General features: G+C 66.0%; 17 protein-coding genes. 12 read left to right on the top strand and 5 right to left on the bottom strand.

The window, feature by feature from the left end; translation table 11 throughout:
- Positions 1-2 precede the first annotated feature (2 nt).
- On the bottom strand, positions 3-455 hold the full coding sequence (locus tag KXD96_RS26460) for a nuclear transport factor 2 family protein (RefSeq protein ID WP_225601234.1): 453 nt from the start codon (positions 453-455) through the stop codon (positions 3-5).
- A gap of 132 nt (positions 456-587) precedes the next feature.
- On the opposite strand from KXD96_RS26460, the gene KXD96_RS26455 reads away from it, so the two are divergent.
- Entirely contained in the window at positions 588-1,631 is a 1,044-nt protein-coding gene (locus KXD96_RS26455; protein ID WP_225601233.1) for a diacylglycerol kinase, read from the top strand.
- 32 nt (positions 1,632-1,663) lie between these two features.
- Here the strand turns inward: KXD96_RS26455 and KXD96_RS26450 are convergent, their stop codons facing one another.
- Together KXD96_RS26450 and KXD96_RS26445 are read right to left on the bottom strand one after the other, a co-directional pair.
- Positions 1,664-2,746, bottom strand: a complete 1,083-nt coding sequence (locus KXD96_RS26450) for a dihydrodipicolinate reductase (protein ID WP_225601232.1) — start codon at positions 2,744-2,746, stop codon at positions 1,664-1,666.
- Positions 2,747-2,769: 23 nt separating this feature from the next.
- A complete protein-coding gene (locus tag KXD96_RS26445) occupies positions 2,770-3,591 on the bottom strand; it encodes an SDR family oxidoreductase (RefSeq protein ID WP_225601231.1) in 822 nt (273 codons plus the stop codon).
- 193 nt (positions 3,592-3,784) lie between these two features.
- Here KXD96_RS26445 and KXD96_RS26440 point away from each other — a divergent pair, with 193 nt between their 5' ends.
- The 3 genes from KXD96_RS26440 to KXD96_RS26430 all read left to right on the top strand — a co-directional run bounded on the left by KXD96_RS26440 (position 3,785) and on the right by KXD96_RS26430 (position 7,005).
- The gene (locus KXD96_RS26440; protein ID WP_225601230.1) at positions 3,785-5,314 is read left to right on the top strand and encodes an aldehyde dehydrogenase family protein; all 1,530 of its coding nucleotides are present in this window, start codon (positions 3,785-3,787) and stop codon (positions 5,312-5,314) included.
- A gap of 223 nt (positions 5,315-5,537) precedes the next feature.
- The gene (locus KXD96_RS26435) at positions 5,538-6,332 is read left to right on the top strand and encodes an alpha/beta fold hydrolase (protein ID WP_225601229.1); all 795 of its coding nucleotides are present in this window, start codon (positions 5,538-5,540) and stop codon (positions 6,330-6,332) included.
- Positions 6,316-7,005, top strand: a complete 690-nt coding sequence (locus KXD96_RS26430) for a TetR/AcrR family transcriptional regulator (protein ID WP_225601228.1) — start codon at positions 6,316-6,318, stop codon at positions 7,003-7,005. Before KXD96_RS26435 ends, KXD96_RS26430 begins: the two co-directional genes overlap by 17 nt.
- Positions 7,006-7,023: 18 nt before the next feature.
- Here the strand turns inward: KXD96_RS26430 and KXD96_RS26425 are convergent, their stop codons facing one another.
- Positions 7,024-8,235 carry a CaiB/BaiF CoA-transferase family protein gene (locus KXD96_RS26425; protein WP_225601237.1) on the bottom strand — a complete coding sequence of 404 codons (1,212 nt, stop codon included), beginning with the start codon at positions 8,233-8,235 and terminating at the stop codon, positions 7,024-7,026.
- Positions 8,236-8,278: 43 nt separating this feature from the next.
- On the bottom strand, positions 8,279-9,040 hold the full coding sequence (locus tag KXD96_RS26420) for an SDR family oxidoreductase (RefSeq protein ID WP_244275311.1): 762 nt from the start codon (positions 9,038-9,040) through the stop codon (positions 8,279-8,281).
- Positions 9,041-9,215: 175 nt separating this feature from the next.
- Here KXD96_RS26420 and KXD96_RS26415 point away from each other — a divergent pair, with 175 nt between their 5' ends.
- From KXD96_RS26415 to KXD96_RS26380, 8 genes are read left to right on the top strand one after another with little or no spacing between them, the layout of a single operon-like run.
- Positions 9,216-10,214, top strand: coding sequence for a dihydrodipicolinate synthase family protein (locus KXD96_RS26415; protein WP_225601226.1), 999 nt, complete (start codon positions 9,216-9,218; stop codon positions 10,212-10,214).
- A 15-nt stretch (positions 10,215-10,229) separates the two neighbouring features.
- Positions 10,230-11,348 carry an acyl-CoA dehydrogenase family protein gene (locus KXD96_RS26410; protein ID WP_225601225.1) on the top strand — a complete coding sequence of 373 codons (1,119 nt, stop codon included), beginning with the start codon at positions 10,230-10,232 and terminating at the stop codon, positions 11,346-11,348.
- Positions 11,345-12,340 carry an acyl-CoA dehydrogenase family protein gene (locus KXD96_RS26405; RefSeq protein ID WP_225601224.1) on the top strand — a complete coding sequence of 332 codons (996 nt, stop codon included), beginning with the start codon at positions 11,345-11,347 and terminating at the stop codon, positions 12,338-12,340. Before KXD96_RS26410 ends, KXD96_RS26405 begins: the two co-directional genes overlap by 4 nt.
- Positions 12,337-13,152 carry an enoyl-CoA hydratase/isomerase family protein gene (locus KXD96_RS26400; RefSeq protein ID WP_225601223.1) on the top strand — a complete coding sequence of 272 codons (816 nt, stop codon included), beginning with the start codon at positions 12,337-12,339 and terminating at the stop codon, positions 13,150-13,152. The genes KXD96_RS26405 and KXD96_RS26400 overlap by 4 nt, the downstream gene beginning before the upstream one ends.
- Complete coding sequence (locus KXD96_RS26395; protein WP_225601222.1) at positions 13,152-13,892, top strand: SDR family NAD(P)-dependent oxidoreductase; 741 nt, start codon at positions 13,152-13,154, stop codon at positions 13,890-13,892. Before KXD96_RS26400 ends, KXD96_RS26395 begins: the two co-directional genes overlap by 1 nt.
- A gap of 2 nt (positions 13,893-13,894) precedes the next feature.
- Positions 13,895-15,532, top strand: a complete 1,638-nt coding sequence (locus KXD96_RS26390) for an AMP-binding protein (protein ID WP_225601221.1) — start codon at positions 13,895-13,897, stop codon at positions 15,530-15,532.
- Positions 15,529-16,362 carry an acyl-CoA thioesterase II gene (locus KXD96_RS26385; RefSeq protein ID WP_225601220.1) on the top strand — a complete coding sequence of 278 codons (834 nt, stop codon included), beginning with the start codon at positions 15,529-15,531 and terminating at the stop codon, positions 16,360-16,362. Before KXD96_RS26390 ends, KXD96_RS26385 begins: the two co-directional genes overlap by 4 nt.
- Positions 16,359-17,198, top strand: coding sequence for an enoyl-CoA hydratase (locus KXD96_RS26380; RefSeq protein ID WP_225601219.1), 840 nt, complete (start codon positions 16,359-16,361; stop codon positions 17,196-17,198). The genes KXD96_RS26385 and KXD96_RS26380 overlap by 4 nt, the downstream gene beginning before the upstream one ends.
- Positions 17,199-17,580 lie beyond the last annotated feature (382 nt).

Raw genomic sequence — 17,580 nt, 5'->3', positions numbered from 1 at the left:
GCTCATGGCAAAACGGTGGTCCCATCACCCTGGCAAGCGACACGCGACCACTGGTTGTCTCCCGCGTATTCAAGAAGAGTCCACGATGGCACCGAGTAGGGCCCATTCCCGTCGACGTCGGGCATATCGTTGCCGACGGCGAACACCACCAGCCCGTCTTCCTCGTTGAAAGTGCGCCATAGCACGGGGAATCTCATTTGCGGCCACGCGGTCATGGCCGGGATGAGCCACTGCTTGATCTCGTCGCGCCCGTGGTAGGTCCCCAAGAAGTGCTCTACATACAAGGCATCCTCGGTGAATAGTTCGCAGTAGTCGTCCCACTGCCCGCTGCCCTGGGCGGCAACGCTGAGTGCAATGAAGCGGTCATGGGCAGCCGTTAGTTCCTCGCGTGAATACGCCACTGGACTCACTTTTCTGTGATCGCCGACCGAGCTGGGGGCGATGGTTGTCAGCATGTCGGTGATGAGCAGCCGAGGTTACTTGACCGGGATTTGCAACTGTCATCAAAAGCAGACTATATCCTCCTTTGTGTAGAAGGATGTTTCCATATACGGCGCCCGTGGGCTGACCGAGATCGGAGCAGCTTCATGACCTTCCAGGTCGTTCAATGGGGAACGGGAAATCTGGGCACCCTGGCGGTACAGAGCATCCTCAAACATCCGGACCTCGAGCTGATCGGCGCGTGGGTGTCCTCGGCAGAGAAGGCCGGGCGCGACGTCGGGGAGCTATCCCGGGTGCCGCCGATCGGCGTGCTCGCCACCCAGGATGCCGACCTTCTTATTGCCGGTGACGCGGACTGCATCTGTTATGCCGCCGACAGCATGGGGCGAGAAGGGGCCGTGGTCGACGACTGCGTCGGGATGCTGCGGGCCGGCAAGAACGTCGTCAATGTTTCCGATCCGGCGCTGGTCTATCCCAAGGCGAAAGGCAAGGACGTCTTTGACCGCCTGCAGGAGGCATGCCTGGCGGGCAACGCGTCGTTCTACACCAGCGGGGGAGACCCGGGGTGGGCCGGTTTCGGGCTGGCGCTGGCGCCGCTCACCGTGGCCCAGCAGGTTCGCTCGATCAGGCTGTTCGAGATCTACAACTACGGGCCGTGGAACAACCCGCAGCTGGGTTTGTACGGTTTCGGCGAGGCCGACACGTCGTCCTCGATGATCCTCTTGCCCGGTGTGACGGCCAGCATTTGGGGACCCTCCGTCGCCATGTTGGCCGACGCGATGGGCGTGACGCTCGACGGCATCGACGAGGCGCACCACGTCATCCACGCCGACGAGGACTTCGAGATCGCCTCGGGGCGCATCGCCAAGGGCACTGTGTCGGGCATGTCCTTCGAAATCAGGGGGATGGTCAACGGCGAGGCACGCATCGTGATCGAGCACATCACCAAACTGCGTCGGGAAGACTTCCCCGAGTACGGCCTCGACGACTGCTACCGGGTAGTGATCGACGGTGAGCCCAACATCAAGGTGGATATGTCGCTCACCTCGGACTTCGGCGACAGCACCCATGCCGGCTACATTGTCGCCGTCACGCCGGTCACCAACGCCATTCCCGCGGTCTGCGCCGCGCCTGCCGGGGTACTGACCTACCTAGACCTCCCGCCGCATGGTGCACGCGGCCTGCTCTGACATCAGTCCCGTTCGATCGCGGGTCGACGGGGTCAGCTGAAGGAGCCGGCGGCGCTGATCATGGGTAGATCGAGAAACGAGCAGACGCCGAACGGAGCGGCACACACGGTTGGGATCGAATTCACGACTCGCGCTGCTGTTGCCACGCAACCCGCCTTGGTCGGGTCGTCCTCGTCGAAGATGACTTCGGCAGTGAATGATGGTGTGCCGTCCACGATTACGCGGAAGCCCCCGGAACCGATCGACGGCCAGTGCGGCGCCACGTCGGGATGGATTCGGGTGATGTGTTCGACGGCGATCCTGGCTTCCGCGCCGATGATGCCGAGTAGCTCGAAGCGGTATCCGGCCACGGTGCCCTTGCCTATCGGTCCCATGGGAACCTCGAAGTCCTCGTCGGCGGCGGCGAGGTCGACCACGGCCGTGAGATCGTCGAGTGCCACGCCCAGGGCGTCGGCAAGCAGGAGGACCGGGCCACCCATGCCTGCCGCCAGGATGTGTTCGGCGAACGCGTTGCCAAAGCTCGGGTCGCAGGGTGCGCCCCAGATCCCGCCGTGCCCGACGTGGTAGTTGGGCTGGTCATACGTCGCATAACTGAGGCACTCCTGCGCGCGGATCGACCTGATGTCGCGGGAGATGCTGCTCAGGCTGAGTGCCAGTGCATCGCACATGAAGCCCGGTTCGATGCCGGTGCCGAAGAACGTGGTCCCGCCCGACTCAGCCGCGAGGCGCAGGCGATCGTAAACGTCGTCGCCGAACGCCTGCGGGTTGGTCAGCCCGGAGATGCCGGTGGCTACGACGTTCTTGCCGCTGGCCAAGAGTCGGCACATCGTATCGACGCTTTCCCAGCCGTCGGTGCCGGGCTCCTTGGGGGACCCGGTGGGCTCTGCCGCCATGTATACGACGCAGTCGGCGGCCATCGCGACGAGATCGTCGACATCATGGGTGGCGATCGGTCCATCCGACGGCAACCCAGCCAGCTCCCCGGCGGTGCGCCCGATATTCTGCTCCCGTTTCACCCACACCCCGACGACGTCGAAAGCCGGGTCCTCGAGCAGGAAACGCAAACTGTGTGCCCCGGTGTTGCCGGTACCCCATTGGATGACTCGGTGCGGCACGGCAGCAACCCCTCGTCCACTGGTCACGGAACGTCACGATCCAGCGGAAGCGGTGGCTGGCCGGACTGCACGGCGCCGAAAAATCCACCGTCGGTCACCAATGCTTCGCCGTTGATGTAGCTCGATCGGGGGCTGTTGAGGAAGATCAGCGGCCATGCCTGTTCCTCGGCGGTTGAGCGCCGCCGGATCGGGCCGACGAAGGCGTCGATGACATTCTGCCCGGCGAATTCCACGAAGTGGGGCAGCATCGCGGTGTCCGTGGGGCCGGGGTTGATGCAGTTGAGCCGGATGCCATCGGTGATCAGCGTGGCGGCCCCGGACGCCACCCAGGCGTTGATCGCCTTCTTTGAAAACGGGTATGCGCCGACCGCCCCCATCTCCTCGTGGGCCTCGCACCACTGCTTGCCCTCGTCGAATCCGTCGGTGGACACGAGTTCCATCAGCTGCTCCAGCTCCAGTTGCCACCCCATGGCGGCATTGGATGCGACCACGGCGATCGCACCGCCTGCTGGAATCTTGGGCAGGATCAGGTTCACCAGATGCCGAGCCCCCACGAAGTTGACCAGCATTACGTCCAGACCGGAGAACGGGGGCCCAGGTAGGCCTGCGCAGCCGAAATAGCCGTGGACCGGCCCGTCGATGGACTCGGCTGCCCGCTCGATGGATGCGCGGTCACGCAAGTCCACCTCGAGCGCCCGGTCGACCGACGCCTCGGTAGGCCGCACGTCGAGCGCAGTGACCCGCGCCCCCAGCTTGGTCAAGATCGTCGCCGTCGCGGCGCCCATGCCGGACGCGGCACCGGTAACCACCACGTGGCGCCCCGCATATCCCAGTACGTCTTCCATGTTCCCTCCAACCAAGGTGACCGCGAAGATAATGACTGCCCATAAACAGATATAGCAGGTGCAGAAGCAGGAACATAATATTCTCCATATAGGGATACGCTGCTAGCGTCTCCTGACATCGGCACGTCTGCGGCAGCAGGCCTGACTGGGCGATGCAGCGGGCGTCAAATTCTTGAGAGTGGAGGTATGCGCGGTGAGTGAGCGGTGGGATTACGACGACATGTTCATCGACGGCGCCTGGACGGCCGACGACACGGTCGGGGTCATCGAAGTTATCGACCCGGCCACCGAGGAGGTCATCGGCTCGGTTCCCGATGCGGGCCTCAAGGCCACCCACGCGGCGATCGCGGCTGCTCGTCGGGCGTTCGACGACGGGCCCTGGCCACGGACGTCGCCTCGAGATCGGGCAAGGGTCCTACGCCGATTCGCCGCCATCCTTGATGAGCGCCACGATTTCCTCAAGAAGCTGGTGGTGGCCGAGTCAGGGTCGGTCGGCTTCCTCGCCGACATCATTCAGGTACGCGGCACGATTGACATCGCCGAGTGGGTTGCCGAGGCCATGGAACTCGCGGTGCGCTGGACCGAAGTGTCTCCGCCGGCCGGCGGGCCGACCGGAATGGCCGGACACGCTGTGGTGCGGGAGCCGGTCGGTGTGGTCGCCGCGATCACACCGTTCAACTTTCCGTTCTTCCTCAACATCGTGAAGGTTCTGCCGGCCTTGGCGGCCGGCTGCACCGTGGTGCTCAAACCGCACCAGTGGACGCCGCTGGACGCATTCGAAATCGCAAAAGCAGCTCAAGACGCCGACCTTCCGCCCGGCGTGCTCAACGTCATCGCGGGTGGCCCGGAGGTCGGCGAGGAGATGACCACTCACCCGCTGGTCGACATGGTCACTTTCACCGGCTCGACCGCGACCGGGCGCGCCATCATGGCGGCCGCCGCCCCTACGGTCAAGCGCCTGCAACTCGAGCTTGGCGGCAAAAGCGCATCGATCGTCTTGGATGACGTCCCTGAAGACCATGTCGCCAACATGGGCATCATCACCTCGATGATCCACGCCGGGCAGGGCTGTGCCATCCAGACCAGGATGCTGCTGCCCGAGCACCTGCTCGACGCCTACGTGGAGGCAGCCAAGAAGTCGGCGGCGTCTCTCAAGGTCGGCGACCCCCGGGAGCCCGACACGCTCATCGGCCCGTTGATCCGAGAGCGGCAACGGGCTCGAGTGGAGGCATACGTGCAATGCGGTCTCGATGAGGGAGCCGAGCTTGTCTTTGGCGGCAAGCGTCCCGAGCACCTAGCCAAGGGGTTCTTTTACGAGCCGACGCTGTTCATCAACGCCCGCAATGACATGCGTATTGCTCAGGAGGAAATCTTCGGTCCGGTCCTCACCGTGATCACCTACAAGACCGAACATGAAGCGATTCGCATCGCCAACGATTCGATCTACGGACTCGGCGGCGGCGTCATCGCAGGTAATACCGCGCGCGGATTCAACGTCGCCCGTCAGATCCGGGCCGGAAACGTCTCGGTGCAGACGGTGGGGTCGCCCACCGTCAATGCCGAGGCTCTGGGCAGTTCCGGTCCTGGCTGGTCGGCCAACCAGCCCAGCGGGGTGGGCATCACTGGTGTCTTCGGCGGATTCAAGCAGAGCGGCATCGGCAGGGAATGGGGCCACCACGGAATCGAGGAGTTCACCGAACTCAAATCCATTGCCTGGAGCTGAGTTGCAATCACTATCACGTATCCGATAGGCAGGCTGGCTCAGCTCTAGCATGTTAACCTCGTCAGACAGCACCTTGGCGTTTCGCACTGGTAGAACATGATAGGCGTCATGCAAGGATTCGGTAGACGTCAGCGGAGGGCGTGAGGGAGACAATTGGCGTCGTCTGTCTCTGAACGAACCTGGGGTCTGCCACTTCACGAGAACCAGGTTGTTGAGGGCGTGCATGACTGAGCCACTGAGCACGCCCCGTGCCTTCACCTATCAACACGATGGGTTGACGCTGGCGTATGCGGAGATCGGCGACGGACCTCAGCCGATCCTGTTCGTCCACGGCGCGACCGCGACCGGCGAATTCGAGTGGGCTGAGCTGGCCGCCGCACTGGGTCCGGGTTATCGCTGCATCCTGCCCGATCTGCGCGGCCACGGCCGATCGGAATTCCGGCCGACAGCCACGACGGGGACCGCGGTCCGTTCCGACCTGCGCTATCTCATCGAGTACCTCGGCCTGGGTCGCCCGCACATCGTGGGTTTCTCCTACGGCGCGGAGATCGCGCTCACGCTAGAGCTGGAGGTCCCGGGAACGGCCCAATCTTTGGTTCTCATTTCTCCGGGGACCGGACGCCCCAGCGATTACCGCGCTCCGCGGCTGGAGCATCTGCACCGTACGTGGCCCTTCGCGCTAAGACGCCTGCATGAGGCCACCCATGGCCCCGAGCACTGGCGCGACCTGGTCACGGCGCTACACGAGGACAGCGTGTCTTGGCCCGAATTGAGCGATGAGGCGTTGGCTGGCATCGCGTGCCCGATTCTGTTGATGGCAGGCGAGCGGGACGAACCCACGCGTCAGCAGCAGGGTCGGCGGTTCGCGCAAGTCAATCCGCGGGCACGATTTGTCGAGGTCGCGGGCGCGGCGCATTCGGCCCACCAGAAGTGCCCAGATACGGTCAGGGGAGTTATCGGTGACTTCCTGGCCGAAGTCGACCTTGAGAGAGCGGAGCGTCATGGCGCGGTCAAGTGAGCTGAAGGCGACGAAAGATCATCAACCGGCGGAGGCGCCCGTACCGAGTTGGCAGAAGGACAGTGTCGATCGTTCGCTGCGCAACGCCCGCGCGCGTGCCCAGGCCCGCAGTGATCGCTTCGTCTCGGCGGCGATAGAGCTACTCGGGGAGAGAGACGAGAGCGACTTCACGATTCAGGACGTCGTTGACAAGTCGAACATGTCACAGCGGACCTTCTACACCTTTTTCGATGGCAAAGACAGCCTGCTGCTGGCGGTGTACGAGACGATTCTGCGGACTACGGCGATGCCGATGATCCGGGAGCGGTGCGAGGGCATCGCGGATCCCGTGCTGCGGGTGCGGGCCTTGATGGAGGCACTGTCCGAAATCACCGCGATGCCGGCCCGACTGGCGCGCGGGCTCAGTGTCCTGCACCTGCGACTGGCCGAGTCCCGCCCTAACGACCTCGCTTACGCCTTGGAACCCTTGCATTCCTTCATCGTTGAGTTGCTCGAAGGGGTTGCTGATGCCGGCTTGCTGCGGGACGACGTCCCGCTGGCCACCCAGGCTGCGCTGCTTCAGGAACTGCTGTTGGCGACGTCGCACTCCGCGGTGCTGTCCGGTGGGCGCGCGACCAGCGTCGATGACCTGTGGGCTTTCTGCTCAGCGGCCATCCTCCGCGTGGCAACCTGACAGCCGTGGCGCCACCTGCTAGGTCACCGCGCCACTGATCTTGAGGTCGATCAGTTCGTCGTCGGACTTGCCGAGAGCCCGCAGAATGTCGTCGGTGTGCTCAGCGAATTGCGGTGCCCGCGTGAGCTGTACCGGCTTCTCGTCGAACTGGACCGGGTTGGCGACCAGTTCCCGCGGAGTGCCGTCGCTGTCGAGCACTTCGGCGATCAGGCCATTGGCCCGCAACGCCGGGTCCTGGCCCACCTCCCACGGGTCTTGCGCGATGGCCCACTGGCCTTCCATGCCGGCGAACCGGGTGACCCATTCGGCCAGCGGCCGTGCGGCGAGTACCTCCTGCACGATCTCGGCCGCCGCCATCGCATTGGCCATTAGTGCCTCAGCGGTGGAGAATCGCGGGTCGGTGATGAGGTCCTCGCGGTCGATGTGCCGACAGAACTCGGGCCAATAGCGCCCGGGTTGGAGCATGGCCAGGACGAGCCAACGGTCGTCGGCGGTCCGGTAATTGCCGACCAGCGGGTTCGTCGGCGCCGAGTTGCCGGGAGCGCGGGGCGCCGGCGGGCCACCTTCTAAAAGTGCGAAACCCACCGGGAGCGCGTTGGCCCACGCGCCGACCCCGAGCAGGGATACATCAATGACAGAAGTCTCACCGGTGCGCTGCCGGGCGAACAGAGCGGCGGCGATACCCCCGGCGATGGTCATTCCACCCAGCGAATCACCGTAGGCGCCCGCCGGCATCTTGCACAGGCCGCCGTAGTCCACCGGGGTGGTCCCCACCGCGCTGCCGGCTCGAGCCCAGAAGGCGGTGCTGTCGTATCCGCCTTTCTCGCTGTCGGGGCCGCTGTTGCCGAAGCCGGATCCGCGGACGTAGATGATGTCCGGGTTGATCTTGCGGACGTCGTCGAGTTCGATGCCCAGCCGTCGGCGTGCAGCGGGCAAGAAGTTGGTCAGAAACACGTCGCTGGTGCGAATCAGTTCGTGCAGGACCCCCAACGCCCCGGGCTGCTCCAGCGCCAGGCCAAGGCTGCGTTTGCCCCGATTGGGGTGTTCCATCAACGGTGCGAAGGACCCGCTGCCGACCGGCATGCCCATTAGGGCGCTCAGGCCACGCTGAGCGTCACCCTTCTCCGCGTGTTCGACCTTGATGACGTCGGCGCCCCAGTCGGCCAAGACCGCACCCGCGGCCGGGACGAAGGTGAACTGCGCCACCTCCAGCACGCGGACGCCGTCCATCGGTCGAATCACTTTGTCTCCTTCGCGGTTTCGGCGGGGCGAGTCAGCTGCTCGCCGGACGGACGTGGACCACGTCCATCATCACTTCACGTGGCCGGGTGATGACGTCGTGGAGCACGTCGGCAACGGTGGCCGAGGTGAGCAGGTGGGTGCCGCTCATCCGGGTGAGGTAGCCGTCGGCTTCCCACAGCGGCCAGGCCTTTTCGAGGTCGCCCGGGCCGAAGTTCTCGTGGATCCCGGTATCTCCGACCGCACCCAGAACCACCAGGGTCACCCGGATGCCCTCTCGTCGCAGCTCTTTGCTCATGGCTCCGGTGAAACCGTTGAGGCCACGCTTGGTGGCGGCGTAAAGGGTCATCATCGGCATGTCGTCGAGGGTGATCTCCGAGGAGATGTTCATGATGTCGCCGCCGCCGGCCGCGCGCAGCAGCGGAATGGCCGAGCGCGTGGTGTAGATGGGAGCCACCAGGTTGGTGTTGATCGTGACGGCGATGTCTTCGTCGCTGGCTTCTTCGATCAGCCGAATCCGGCTGGCTCCTGCGGAGTTGATCAGGACGTCGATGCGGCCGAACTGCGCTGCGATCTGATCGAAGGCCGCGTGCACATCGTGGCTGCTGGTGACATCGGTGACGATGGGGACGGCGCGGGGCCCGATGATCTCGACGACCTCATCGAGAAGCAATTTGCGGCGGGCCAGCAGCACTACCGTCGCGCCTTCCCGCGCGAGGCGAATTGCGGTGGCCCGCCCGACGCCCATCGACGCGCCGGCGACCACGGCGACTCGGCCCTCCATGCTCTGCGACATCACGCTCCTCATGCTTGCCGTCTGCGGCTGTATCGAAATACGCGGATCATGGTGTATTTGCTGCGCACTTGTTCCTTGCACGCAACGCACATATCGTTCTACCATGACGCGTACGTGATAGTCATCACCTGGCCCGAGAAACTCGCGTCCGGCAATAGTGCAGAAGGAGTCGGTTGTGGTCACAGGTGTCACCGGCAAAGAGGCGAAGGACTGGGCGTCGGAGCACCTGTGGGGCAACTGCAGTTCGCTCTACACCCCGTTCTGCGGCCTCGACGGCGACGAAATCGACTACGCGGCACTGCGTGCGTTGGTACGGCACTGCCTGGTCGAGCTGGACCAGGACGGTATTTGGCTTACCGGCGGCATCGCCGAATTCTGGTCACTGACCACCGACGAACTCAAAGAAGTAGTCCGCGTCGCCATCGAGGAGGCCCGCCGGGTCAAACCCCACGCGCTGGTGCAGGTGATGTCGAGCACCGACACCGCCAAGCAGGCCGTCGAGCTCACGCTGAACGCCCAAGAGCTGGGCGCCGACATCTGCTACATCCTGACGCCCTATTTCGAATGCTCCGGCAAGCCCGGTGTGCTGGAATACCTGCGCTACGTCGCCGACCGCACCGACATGCCGCTGGGCTTCTTCAACTCCCACTCGACCGGGCTGGTCCTCACCCCCGAGGAATGCGTCGAGCTCTACCGTGAGATCCCGGCACTGTGCGGACTGAAGAACGGGCTGCTCGACGCGGAGCACAGCCTCGCGATTCACAAGCTGGCCCCGGAAATGGTGTTGTGGGAAGCGGCCGACGAGGCCGGGATCCGGTTGGGGATACCCCACCCGGGAGCGCTGGGCTCGGCGCTCTACCTCTACGAAAAGCCGGGCGCGCTGCTGTTCAGCGAGTGGCGAGCGCTGCTGGTGCAAGGCGATTTCGAGCGCGCCGACACCTTCGCGGCCGAGACCGGTTTGACCGCCATGCGCGAGGCGAGCCGCCGCTATCAATCCCATCCCGCCCGCCCCGGAATGTTCACGCACTGGGGAGCCGGGTTCAAATTCGGCGCCTCGTTGCTCGGACTCCCCGTCGGCGACCACCCCGCCCGGCCGCCGCAAACTGCGTTCCCCGACGACCTGAAGCAGCCGATCCGTCAGGCCTATGTCGCCTCTGGGTTCATCGAGTCCTGAGAACGGAGAGCGGTAGTGGAGGTGCGCGAATTTCGCGCCGGGGTGCGAGCCTGGATCGACGAGGTAGGAGAGCCGCTGGTCCCCGCGATCGAGGACCGAAGTGTTGACGCCCAGCTGAACCACCAACGTCGAGTGCAGCGGCTACTTTTCGACGCCGGGTGGATGCGCTGGGGATGGCCGACCCGGCTCGGTGGCCTGGGGGGCTCGCCGATCCTGCGCGCCGTCCTCGGCGAGGAGCTCACCAGCCGAGCACTGGTGCACACCACATCCTGGTCGATGCACGAAGTGCTCGGGCCGGCGGTGGCCGAGTTCGGCCGGCCCGAACTGGTCGAGGAGATCTTCCCGCGACTGTTACGCGGCGAAGAGTTCTGGTGTCAGGGATTCTCCGAGCCCGACGCCGGCAGCGACCTGGGATCGATGCGGACGACCGCGCGCCCGCGCCCCGACGGCTGGCTGATCAATGGCGAGAAATTATGGACCAGCTGGGCGCACCACGCCACCCGATGCATCGTGTTGGCCCGCACGGGCGGACCCGGATCGCGGGGTATCAGCGCATTTCTGGTGGACATGGACACGCCGGGGGTGACCGCGAGTCCACTCGAGACGATGGCCGGTGTCGACGAATTCTGCTCGACGTCGTTCGTCGACGTTGAGGTCCCCGCGCAGCGCCTGCTCGGTGAGCTCGACGCCGGCTGGCGGGTCGCACAGTTCATCTTGTCCTGTGAACGCGGCCCGATCTTCTGGCAGCGCGGTGCCTGGCTCGCCCACCATCTCCGTCTGCTCCTCGACACCGCACGCGATGGAGCGTCCGCGTCGGCGCTCGGCGAGGCCTATCAACTGTTGTGGGCCTTCCGCGCCACCTCAAAGAACACGCAGGACCGCATCGCTGCGGGTGATCTGCCCGGACCGGAAGCCTCGGTGGACAAGATCATGATCGCCGCCGCCGATCAGGCCGTATTCGACGCGGCGCGCGAGCTACTGCGCGGCGGCATGGAAATCGATGACACCGCGCGCAGCCGGGCATGGCGCCGCGAATGGGCCTACTCGCGCGCCGCCACCATCTACGGGGGCACCAGTGAAATTCAGAAAGACATCGTGGCTTCCCGGCTGCTCGGATTGCCGAGAAGCGCGTGACTGAGGCCCAAACCATCGACGCCGCCGAGCGGGCACTGCTGGCGACGACGATCCGCGGACTGGCGGAGGAACTCGACGGAGCCGAGCTTGCGCAGGCACTCGATGCGTTCGGGTTCGCCGCCCTGCTCGCCGAGGCGCCCCGAGATGCGGTGTCGGCGCTGTTCACCGCGCTCGGTCGAACCGGATCGATGTCGACGTCGCTGCAGGATGTCCTGCTGCGACCGCTGGCCGAATACCTGCCTAGGGCGACGACAGGATGCAATGTCGTGCTGCCGGGCATCGGTGCCGATCTTGTCGGCGCGGCCGACGGCGAGCTGCTGGCGGTGCGTGGCCTGGTCATCGGGGCGCAGCCGGCCCCGAGATATCTGGCGCCGGTCGCGATCGGCGGTGAGCTGGCCTGGATTGGCCTGCAGGACTCCTCGGGGGTCTCGACCCGGCGGATCGATGGTCTTGATCCGGCATTGGCGATGACCGAAGTCACCGGCGTCGAGGTGCTGGCCGACGTGATCCTGGCGGGCGAGCAGGCCGTTGCGGCCTGGGATGCGGTGGCGACGGCAGGCCGGCTGGCACTGGGATATCAGATCATCGGTGCAGTCGGCCAGATGATTGACCTGGCCGTCGACCATGCCCGCAGCCGAGTGCAGTTCGGCCGGCCTATTGGCTCCTTTCAAGCGGTTCGCACTCGCCTGGCCGACGCATACGTCGCCCGCGAGGGCGCCGCCGCGGCCCTCGCGGCGGCCTGGGACGCGGACGACGCCGTTTTGGCGGGTCTGCTGGCGAAGTCGTTGGCGGGGCGTGCAGCCCGTATCGCCGCCACCCAGTGCCAGCAGGTGCTAGCGGGCATCGGCTTCACGGCCGAGCATCCCTTTCACCGCTTCTTGGCCCGCGCGCTGGTGTTGGATTCGGTGCTGGGTTCGGCCAGCGAACTGCCCACGGTGATCGGTGCCCATTTGATTTCGGTCGGGGCGATCCCCCGGCTGGTGGACCTGTGAGCGGCGGCGGCGATCCGTCCGGCACGGATGCCCATCCCGCGGTCGTCGTCGACCGTCTCGGGTCGGTGGCGTGCGTGACCTTGGCCCGGCCCGAGAAGGCCAACGCCATGGATACCGAGATCACCGATGCCCTGCTCGCGGCGATCCTGGCGCTGCGTGACGACCCTGACGTGCACGCGATGGTGCTCACCGGTCAGGGCGACGCGTTCAGCGCAGGCGGGGACTTCGAGACCATCCGCGCGATGCGCGATGACCGCTCTCTGCGCGACACCGTGCTGGCTGCCCACCAGGAGCTGTTCTGGGCAATGACGCGCCTGCCGTTTGCGACCGTCGCCGCCGTCAATGGCGCTACGGTCGGTGCCGGCGTCACGGTAGCGCTGCTGTGCGACCTGGTCGTGATGGCCGAAGACACCTTCCTCAGCGACCCCCGGGTCTCGCTCGGACTGCTCGACGGCGCCGGCGGGCTCGTGCTCTGGCCCCTGCTGACCAGCCTGTCCGCCGCCAAAGAACATCTACTCCTGGGAGACCGGGTCAGCGGCATCGAAGCCCATCGCCTGGGACTGGTGAACCGCGCGGTTCCCGCCCCCGACGTGTTGGAGGAGGCGCTGCAGCTGGCCGAGCGTCTCGGCGCGCTCCCACCGCAGGCCGTCCGGCAGGCGCGCCATCTCCTGAACTCGCACATCGATCGGGTTGCCGCGATCCTGCCGCACTGTGCCCGCGCCGAAAGCGAGTGCTTTGACACCGAGGAGCATCGGGTGTTGCTGGAGCGGCTGAGCGCACGAGTGGCAGCCAAGAACGCGAGTACCCCGTAATGGGCCGTGTCGCATTGGTCACGGGCGGCACTCGCGGGATAGGTCGTGCGATCACCGACCGGCTGACACACGCCGGTGTCGCGGTGGCGGCGGCGTACGCCCGCGACGACGTCGCCGCGCACGCAGTGCACGACGAGGCTGCGCGGTGCGGGGCCATCGTGACGCTGCATCAGGCCGATGTCGGGGAGCCGTCATCCTGCCAGCGGCTCGTTGCCGAGGTGCTCGAGCAGCACGGGCGGCTGGACTACTTAGTCAACAACGCCGGGATGGTCAACGAGCAACGGCTCAGCGAGGTCAGCCCCGAGGACTGGCAACGACAGCTCGCGGTCAACCTGTCGGCGGCGTTTTTCCTCAGCCAGGCCGCACTGGCGCACATGAGCCAGCAGCGTTTCGGGCGGGTGGTCAACATCGGCTCGGTCACGGCGCTGCTGGGCAGCCCGGTGCAGGTCGCCTACGGCGCGGCCAAGGGCGGCATCGTCGGCCTGACCAGATCCTGCGCCCGCGCCGTCGCCCGCAAGGGCATCACCGTGAACTGCGTGATCCCCGGCAGCTTCGACACCGATCTGTCGGCCGAGCTGGTGTACACCGACCGGGATACGGTGACGTCGATGATCCCGGTCGGGCGCTGGGGCCGTCCCGAGGAGCTGGCGCACGCCGTCGCGTTTCTGCTCGACGACCTTGCCTCCTACGTCACCGGCGCGGTCCTGACCGTCGACGGCGGAATGAGCATGGGTGGATGAGGATGAACCGAACTCGACTCACCGCAACCGATATCGTGGCGCCGCCGGTGGCTCCCGACCGCCTCGCCGAATACTGCCGCTTCGGCTACATCAGCGACCAGACGATTTCTGCGTCGGTCGTCCGTGCCGCCCGTCAGTGGGGCTCACAGCCGGCCATCATCGAAGGCGGCCATCAATTGACCTACCAGGAGCTGCTCGAGGTGGTCGAACGTGCCGCCGCGTGGCTGGGCGGAGTGGGTGTCGGGCCCGGTGACGTGGTCTGCTGGCAGACGCCGAATTGGTGGGAAGCTCACGTGCTGGGTCTGGCGGTGTGGCATGCCGGCGCGGTGAGCTGCCCGATCGCCCCGTTCTACCGGGAACACGAGCTGCGTCAGGTCATCGAGCAGGTACGGCCGGCGGCTGTGGTGACCACCGAGACGTTTCGCGGCTTCGCCCACGCCGAAGCGTTCGACGACCTGCTCGTGGGGGCCGGTCTCGCCGACGTCGCCCGCGTCGTGCTGCGGGGAACCCGGCCGGGCTGGTCGCCATTCGACGTGGTCGTCTCGCACGGTCACCGCCAAGAATCCGCCACCGTCGCGGCCGATGATCCCTGCCTGATCCTCTTCACTTCTGGGACCACTTCGGGCGCCAAGGCCGCGGTGCACTCGTCGCGCACGTTGCTGGCCGAAACCCGCCAGCTCGCTGGTGCGTGGGGCCTGTCGTGGGAGGACGTCGCCTACATGGCCGCCCCGCTGCAGCACATCACCGGTGTGCTCAACGCAATGACCATCCCGCTACTGGTCGGCGCGTCTGCGGTGCTGGCCGACCGGTGGGAAGCCGACGTCGCGGTGGCCGACATCATGCGTCACCGGGTGACGTATTCGGCCGGGGCGACGGTGTTCCTGCAGGAATTGACCGACGCCGCCCGCGCCGCCCGCGTGCACCTACCGCTGCGGATGTTCGCCTGCGGCGGGGCGGCGGTGCCGCGCGCGGTCATGGAACGCAGCGAAGAGCAAGGGATTCCGGCCGCGCGCGTGTACGGCATGACCGAGCTTCCGACCGTGACGGTGATGAACCGCGCGTATCCATTCGACCTGCGCGCCGAGACCGATGGCGCGATCGCCCCGGGGGTGCAGGTCCGGGTCGTCGGGACGGATGGCGAGCCGCTGGCCGCGGGCTGCGCAGGCGAACTGCTGGTGCGCGGACCGGAGCAGATGCTCGGCTACCTCGATCCTGACGCCAACCGGGCGGCCCTCGATGACGCGGGATGGTTCTCCACCGGGGATGTCGGCCTCGTCGACGGCGCCGGCTTCGTCACCATCACCGGGCGTGTCAAGGACGTCATAAACCGCGGCGGCGAGAAGTTCTCCGCCCGCGACATCGAAGACCTGCTCGTCAAGCACCCGGCAGTGCGCCACGCGGCCGTAGTGCCCGGACCCGACGCAAGGTTCGGCGAGGTGCCCGTGGCGTTCGTCGTGTTCGACCAGCCGGGCCAAGCGTCGGCCGAAGACCTGTCCCGTCACCTGCACGCCACCGGACTGGCTCGCCAAAAGACCCCCGTCGCATGGCATTTCGTGGATGCCTTGCCGATGACGCCGTCGGGCAAGGTCAAGAAGTTCGAGCTGGTCGCAACCACGAGCATGGAGGAAAGGCTGGGATGAATCTCGATCAATTTCGCGCCATGCTCACCCTGGGCGACGACACCGACGGCCGCACCGTGCTGCCCGTTCCGGACCCGGGCGTGGAGCGGATATTCGGCGGACAGATCATGGCTCAGCTCATCGTGGCCGCCGCACCGCCGGGATCGGCCAAGGCGGTGAAGTCACTGCAGATCGCGTTCCCCCGCGCCGGACGGGCCGCTGACCCGTTGTACCTGGACCTCGAGCAAACCCACGACGGCCGCTCGCTGGGGCATCGGCGTGCGGTGGCGTGGCAGGGCCAGGAGTCCCACCGCCGGGTGGTCGCGACCGCGTCGATCCTCGTCGACCGCGCCGACCCAACCGAGCAAGGGTATGACTACCAATACAGCGCCGCGGCGGCCGGTGATCCGATGGCCGCCAAACCCGTTGACTTCGCGGTGATCCCGGGCGAAGCCCGCCTGATCGGCGATGGCCTGGATGTCGAGGACGCCGTGGGCGCGGACCTGGCGTTCTGGATGCGCTGCCCGGACTTCACCGATACCGCGCTTGCCCAACCCGTCATTGCCTACATCTCGGACTGGCCGCTGATCGGCACCCTGCTGAAAGCCGTGCCCGGGGTCAGCCAGCGCGACGCCCACGTCAGCGTCCAAACCGGCGTGGTGACCCATTCGGTGTGGTTTCACCAGCCGTTCGACGTCGCACAGTGGCTGCGGGTGCAGATCCGTGGCGTGCGATTGGTGGGTGGCCGCGGCTTCGGCACCGGAGACGTTTACACCCAGTCCGGAACACATGTCGCGTCGTTCGCGCAGGAAAGCGTCGTGAGGACCCCCCCGAAAGGAATGCAGCCATGACAGCTCAACACTTCGTCCGCTATGAGGTCGACGATCGGGTCGCGGTCATCACCCTGGACCGCCCCGAGGCCGCCAACGCCCAGACCCCGGGCATCCTCAAGGATCTCGACGTTGCCTGGCGGCGCGCCGACGAGGCCTCCGAGGTTCGGGTCATCGTCCTACAGACCACCGGTAAGCACTTCTCCGCCGGGCACGACATGTCGGGCACCGATCCGTCGGCCGACGGGCGCAGCCTGAGTCCGCAGCGGACCGACGGCAAGCTGCTCGCGGAGACTTACTACGACTGGGAGACCCGCGGCTACCTGGAGTATGCGAAGCGCTGGCGCGACATCCCAAAGCCGTCCATCGCCGCGGTGCAGGGCAAGTGCATCGCGGCCGGGCTGATGCTGTGCTGGCCGTGCGATCTCATCGTCGCCGCGGACAACGCGCAGTTCTCCGACCCGGTCGGCCTGATGGGCATCATGGGCGTCGAATACCACGCCCACACTTGGGAACTCGGGCCACGGAAGGCGAAGGAGATGCTGTTCACCGCCGGTTCGGTGACGGCCGAGGAGGCGCTGCGATGCGGGATGGTCAACCACGTCGTACCGCTGGACGACTTGCGTTCCGCCACAATGGATCTCGCTCACCGCGTCGCTCAGACCGACCCCTGGGCGCTGCGAATGGCTAAGCGGGCGGTCAACCACACCCTGGACACCATGGGCTTCTCGACGGCGATCGCCTCATGTTTTGACATGCATCATCTCGGCCACACACGGGCGCTCGCTGCGACTAGCGGACAGACCGTCGTTATGGCCGACCTGGAACGGATGAAGGCCGCGGGCCGCAGCAAGTGATCAGGGGCGAAGGTAGGGGTCAGTTTGAATGAGCCTGGTCTGGGACGTGCGGCGCGTGCGGGTGGAAAGTTATGGCTGAGCGCTCACGAAGACGCCGCCCAGCCGCCCAAACACGCTGGCAGCGTCCATCGTTGGCAATGCTGCCGGGATCCGATCCCGCGCGGTGCGCTTACTTCTTCGCTGTTTCTTCTGTCCGGTCGACGATCTTGACGTCGATAGCGGCTTCCTCGCCGCGTCAACGCCCTTCTCCTTGCGGTTGGTTGGCTACAAAACACTGAACCCGCCTCACGGCATCGTTCGGCTTGACTCCCATATCGACCAACCTCAGAGCTATTTCGTCCGGGGAGACGCCCGAATTGAGATCCGTTGCGATCACAAGAAT

Origin of the sequence: Mycobacterium sp. SMC-2, assembly GCF_025263485.1 — a bacterium.
Taxonomy (GTDB): domain Bacteria; phylum Actinomycetota; class Actinomycetes; order Mycobacteriales; family Mycobacteriaceae; genus Mycobacterium.
This window is presented reverse-complemented; position numbering and strand designations above follow the sequence as displayed.

What these genes read in the sequence shown, in the direction of transcription:
- KXD96_RS26395 (WP_225601222.1), top strand. Translation starts at nt 13,152, where the DNA reads ATGGGCCGTGTCGCATTGGTCACGGGCGGCACTCGCGGGATAGGTCGT.
- KXD96_RS26430 (WP_225601228.1), top strand. Translation starts at nt 6,316, where the DNA reads ATGGCGCGGTCAAGTGAGCTGAAGGCGACGAAAGATCATCAACCGGCG.
- KXD96_RS26460 (WP_225601234.1), bottom strand. Translation starts at nt 455, where the DNA reads ATGCTGACAACCATCGCCCCCAGCTCGGTCGGCGATCACAGAAAAGTG.
- KXD96_RS26390 (WP_225601221.1), top strand. Translation starts at nt 13,895, where the DNA reads ATGAACCGAACTCGACTCACCGCAACCGATATCGTGGCGCCGCCGGTG.
- KXD96_RS26435 (WP_225601229.1), top strand. Translation starts at nt 5,538, where the DNA reads ATGACTGAGCCACTGAGCACGCCCCGTGCCTTCACCTATCAACACGAT.
- KXD96_RS26445 (WP_225601231.1), bottom strand. Translation starts at nt 3,591, where the DNA reads ATGGAAGACGTACTGGGATATGCGGGGCGCCACGTGGTGGTTACCGGT.
- KXD96_RS26385 (WP_225601220.1), top strand. Translation starts at nt 15,529, where the DNA reads ATGAATCTCGATCAATTTCGCGCCATGCTCACCCTGGGCGACGACACC.
- KXD96_RS26455 (WP_225601233.1), top strand. Translation starts at nt 588, where the DNA reads ATGACCTTCCAGGTCGTTCAATGGGGAACGGGAAATCTGGGCACCCTG.
- KXD96_RS26420 (WP_244275311.1), bottom strand. Translation starts at nt 9,040, where the DNA reads ATGTCGCAGAGCATGGAGGGCCGAGTCGCCGTGGTCGCCGGCGCGTCG.
- KXD96_RS26380 (WP_225601219.1), top strand. Translation starts at nt 16,359, where the DNA reads ATGACAGCTCAACACTTCGTCCGCTATGAGGTCGACGATCGGGTCGCG.
- KXD96_RS26425 (WP_225601237.1), bottom strand. Translation starts at nt 8,235, where the DNA reads ATGGACGGCGTCCGCGTGCTGGAGGTGGCGCAGTTCACCTTCGTCCCG.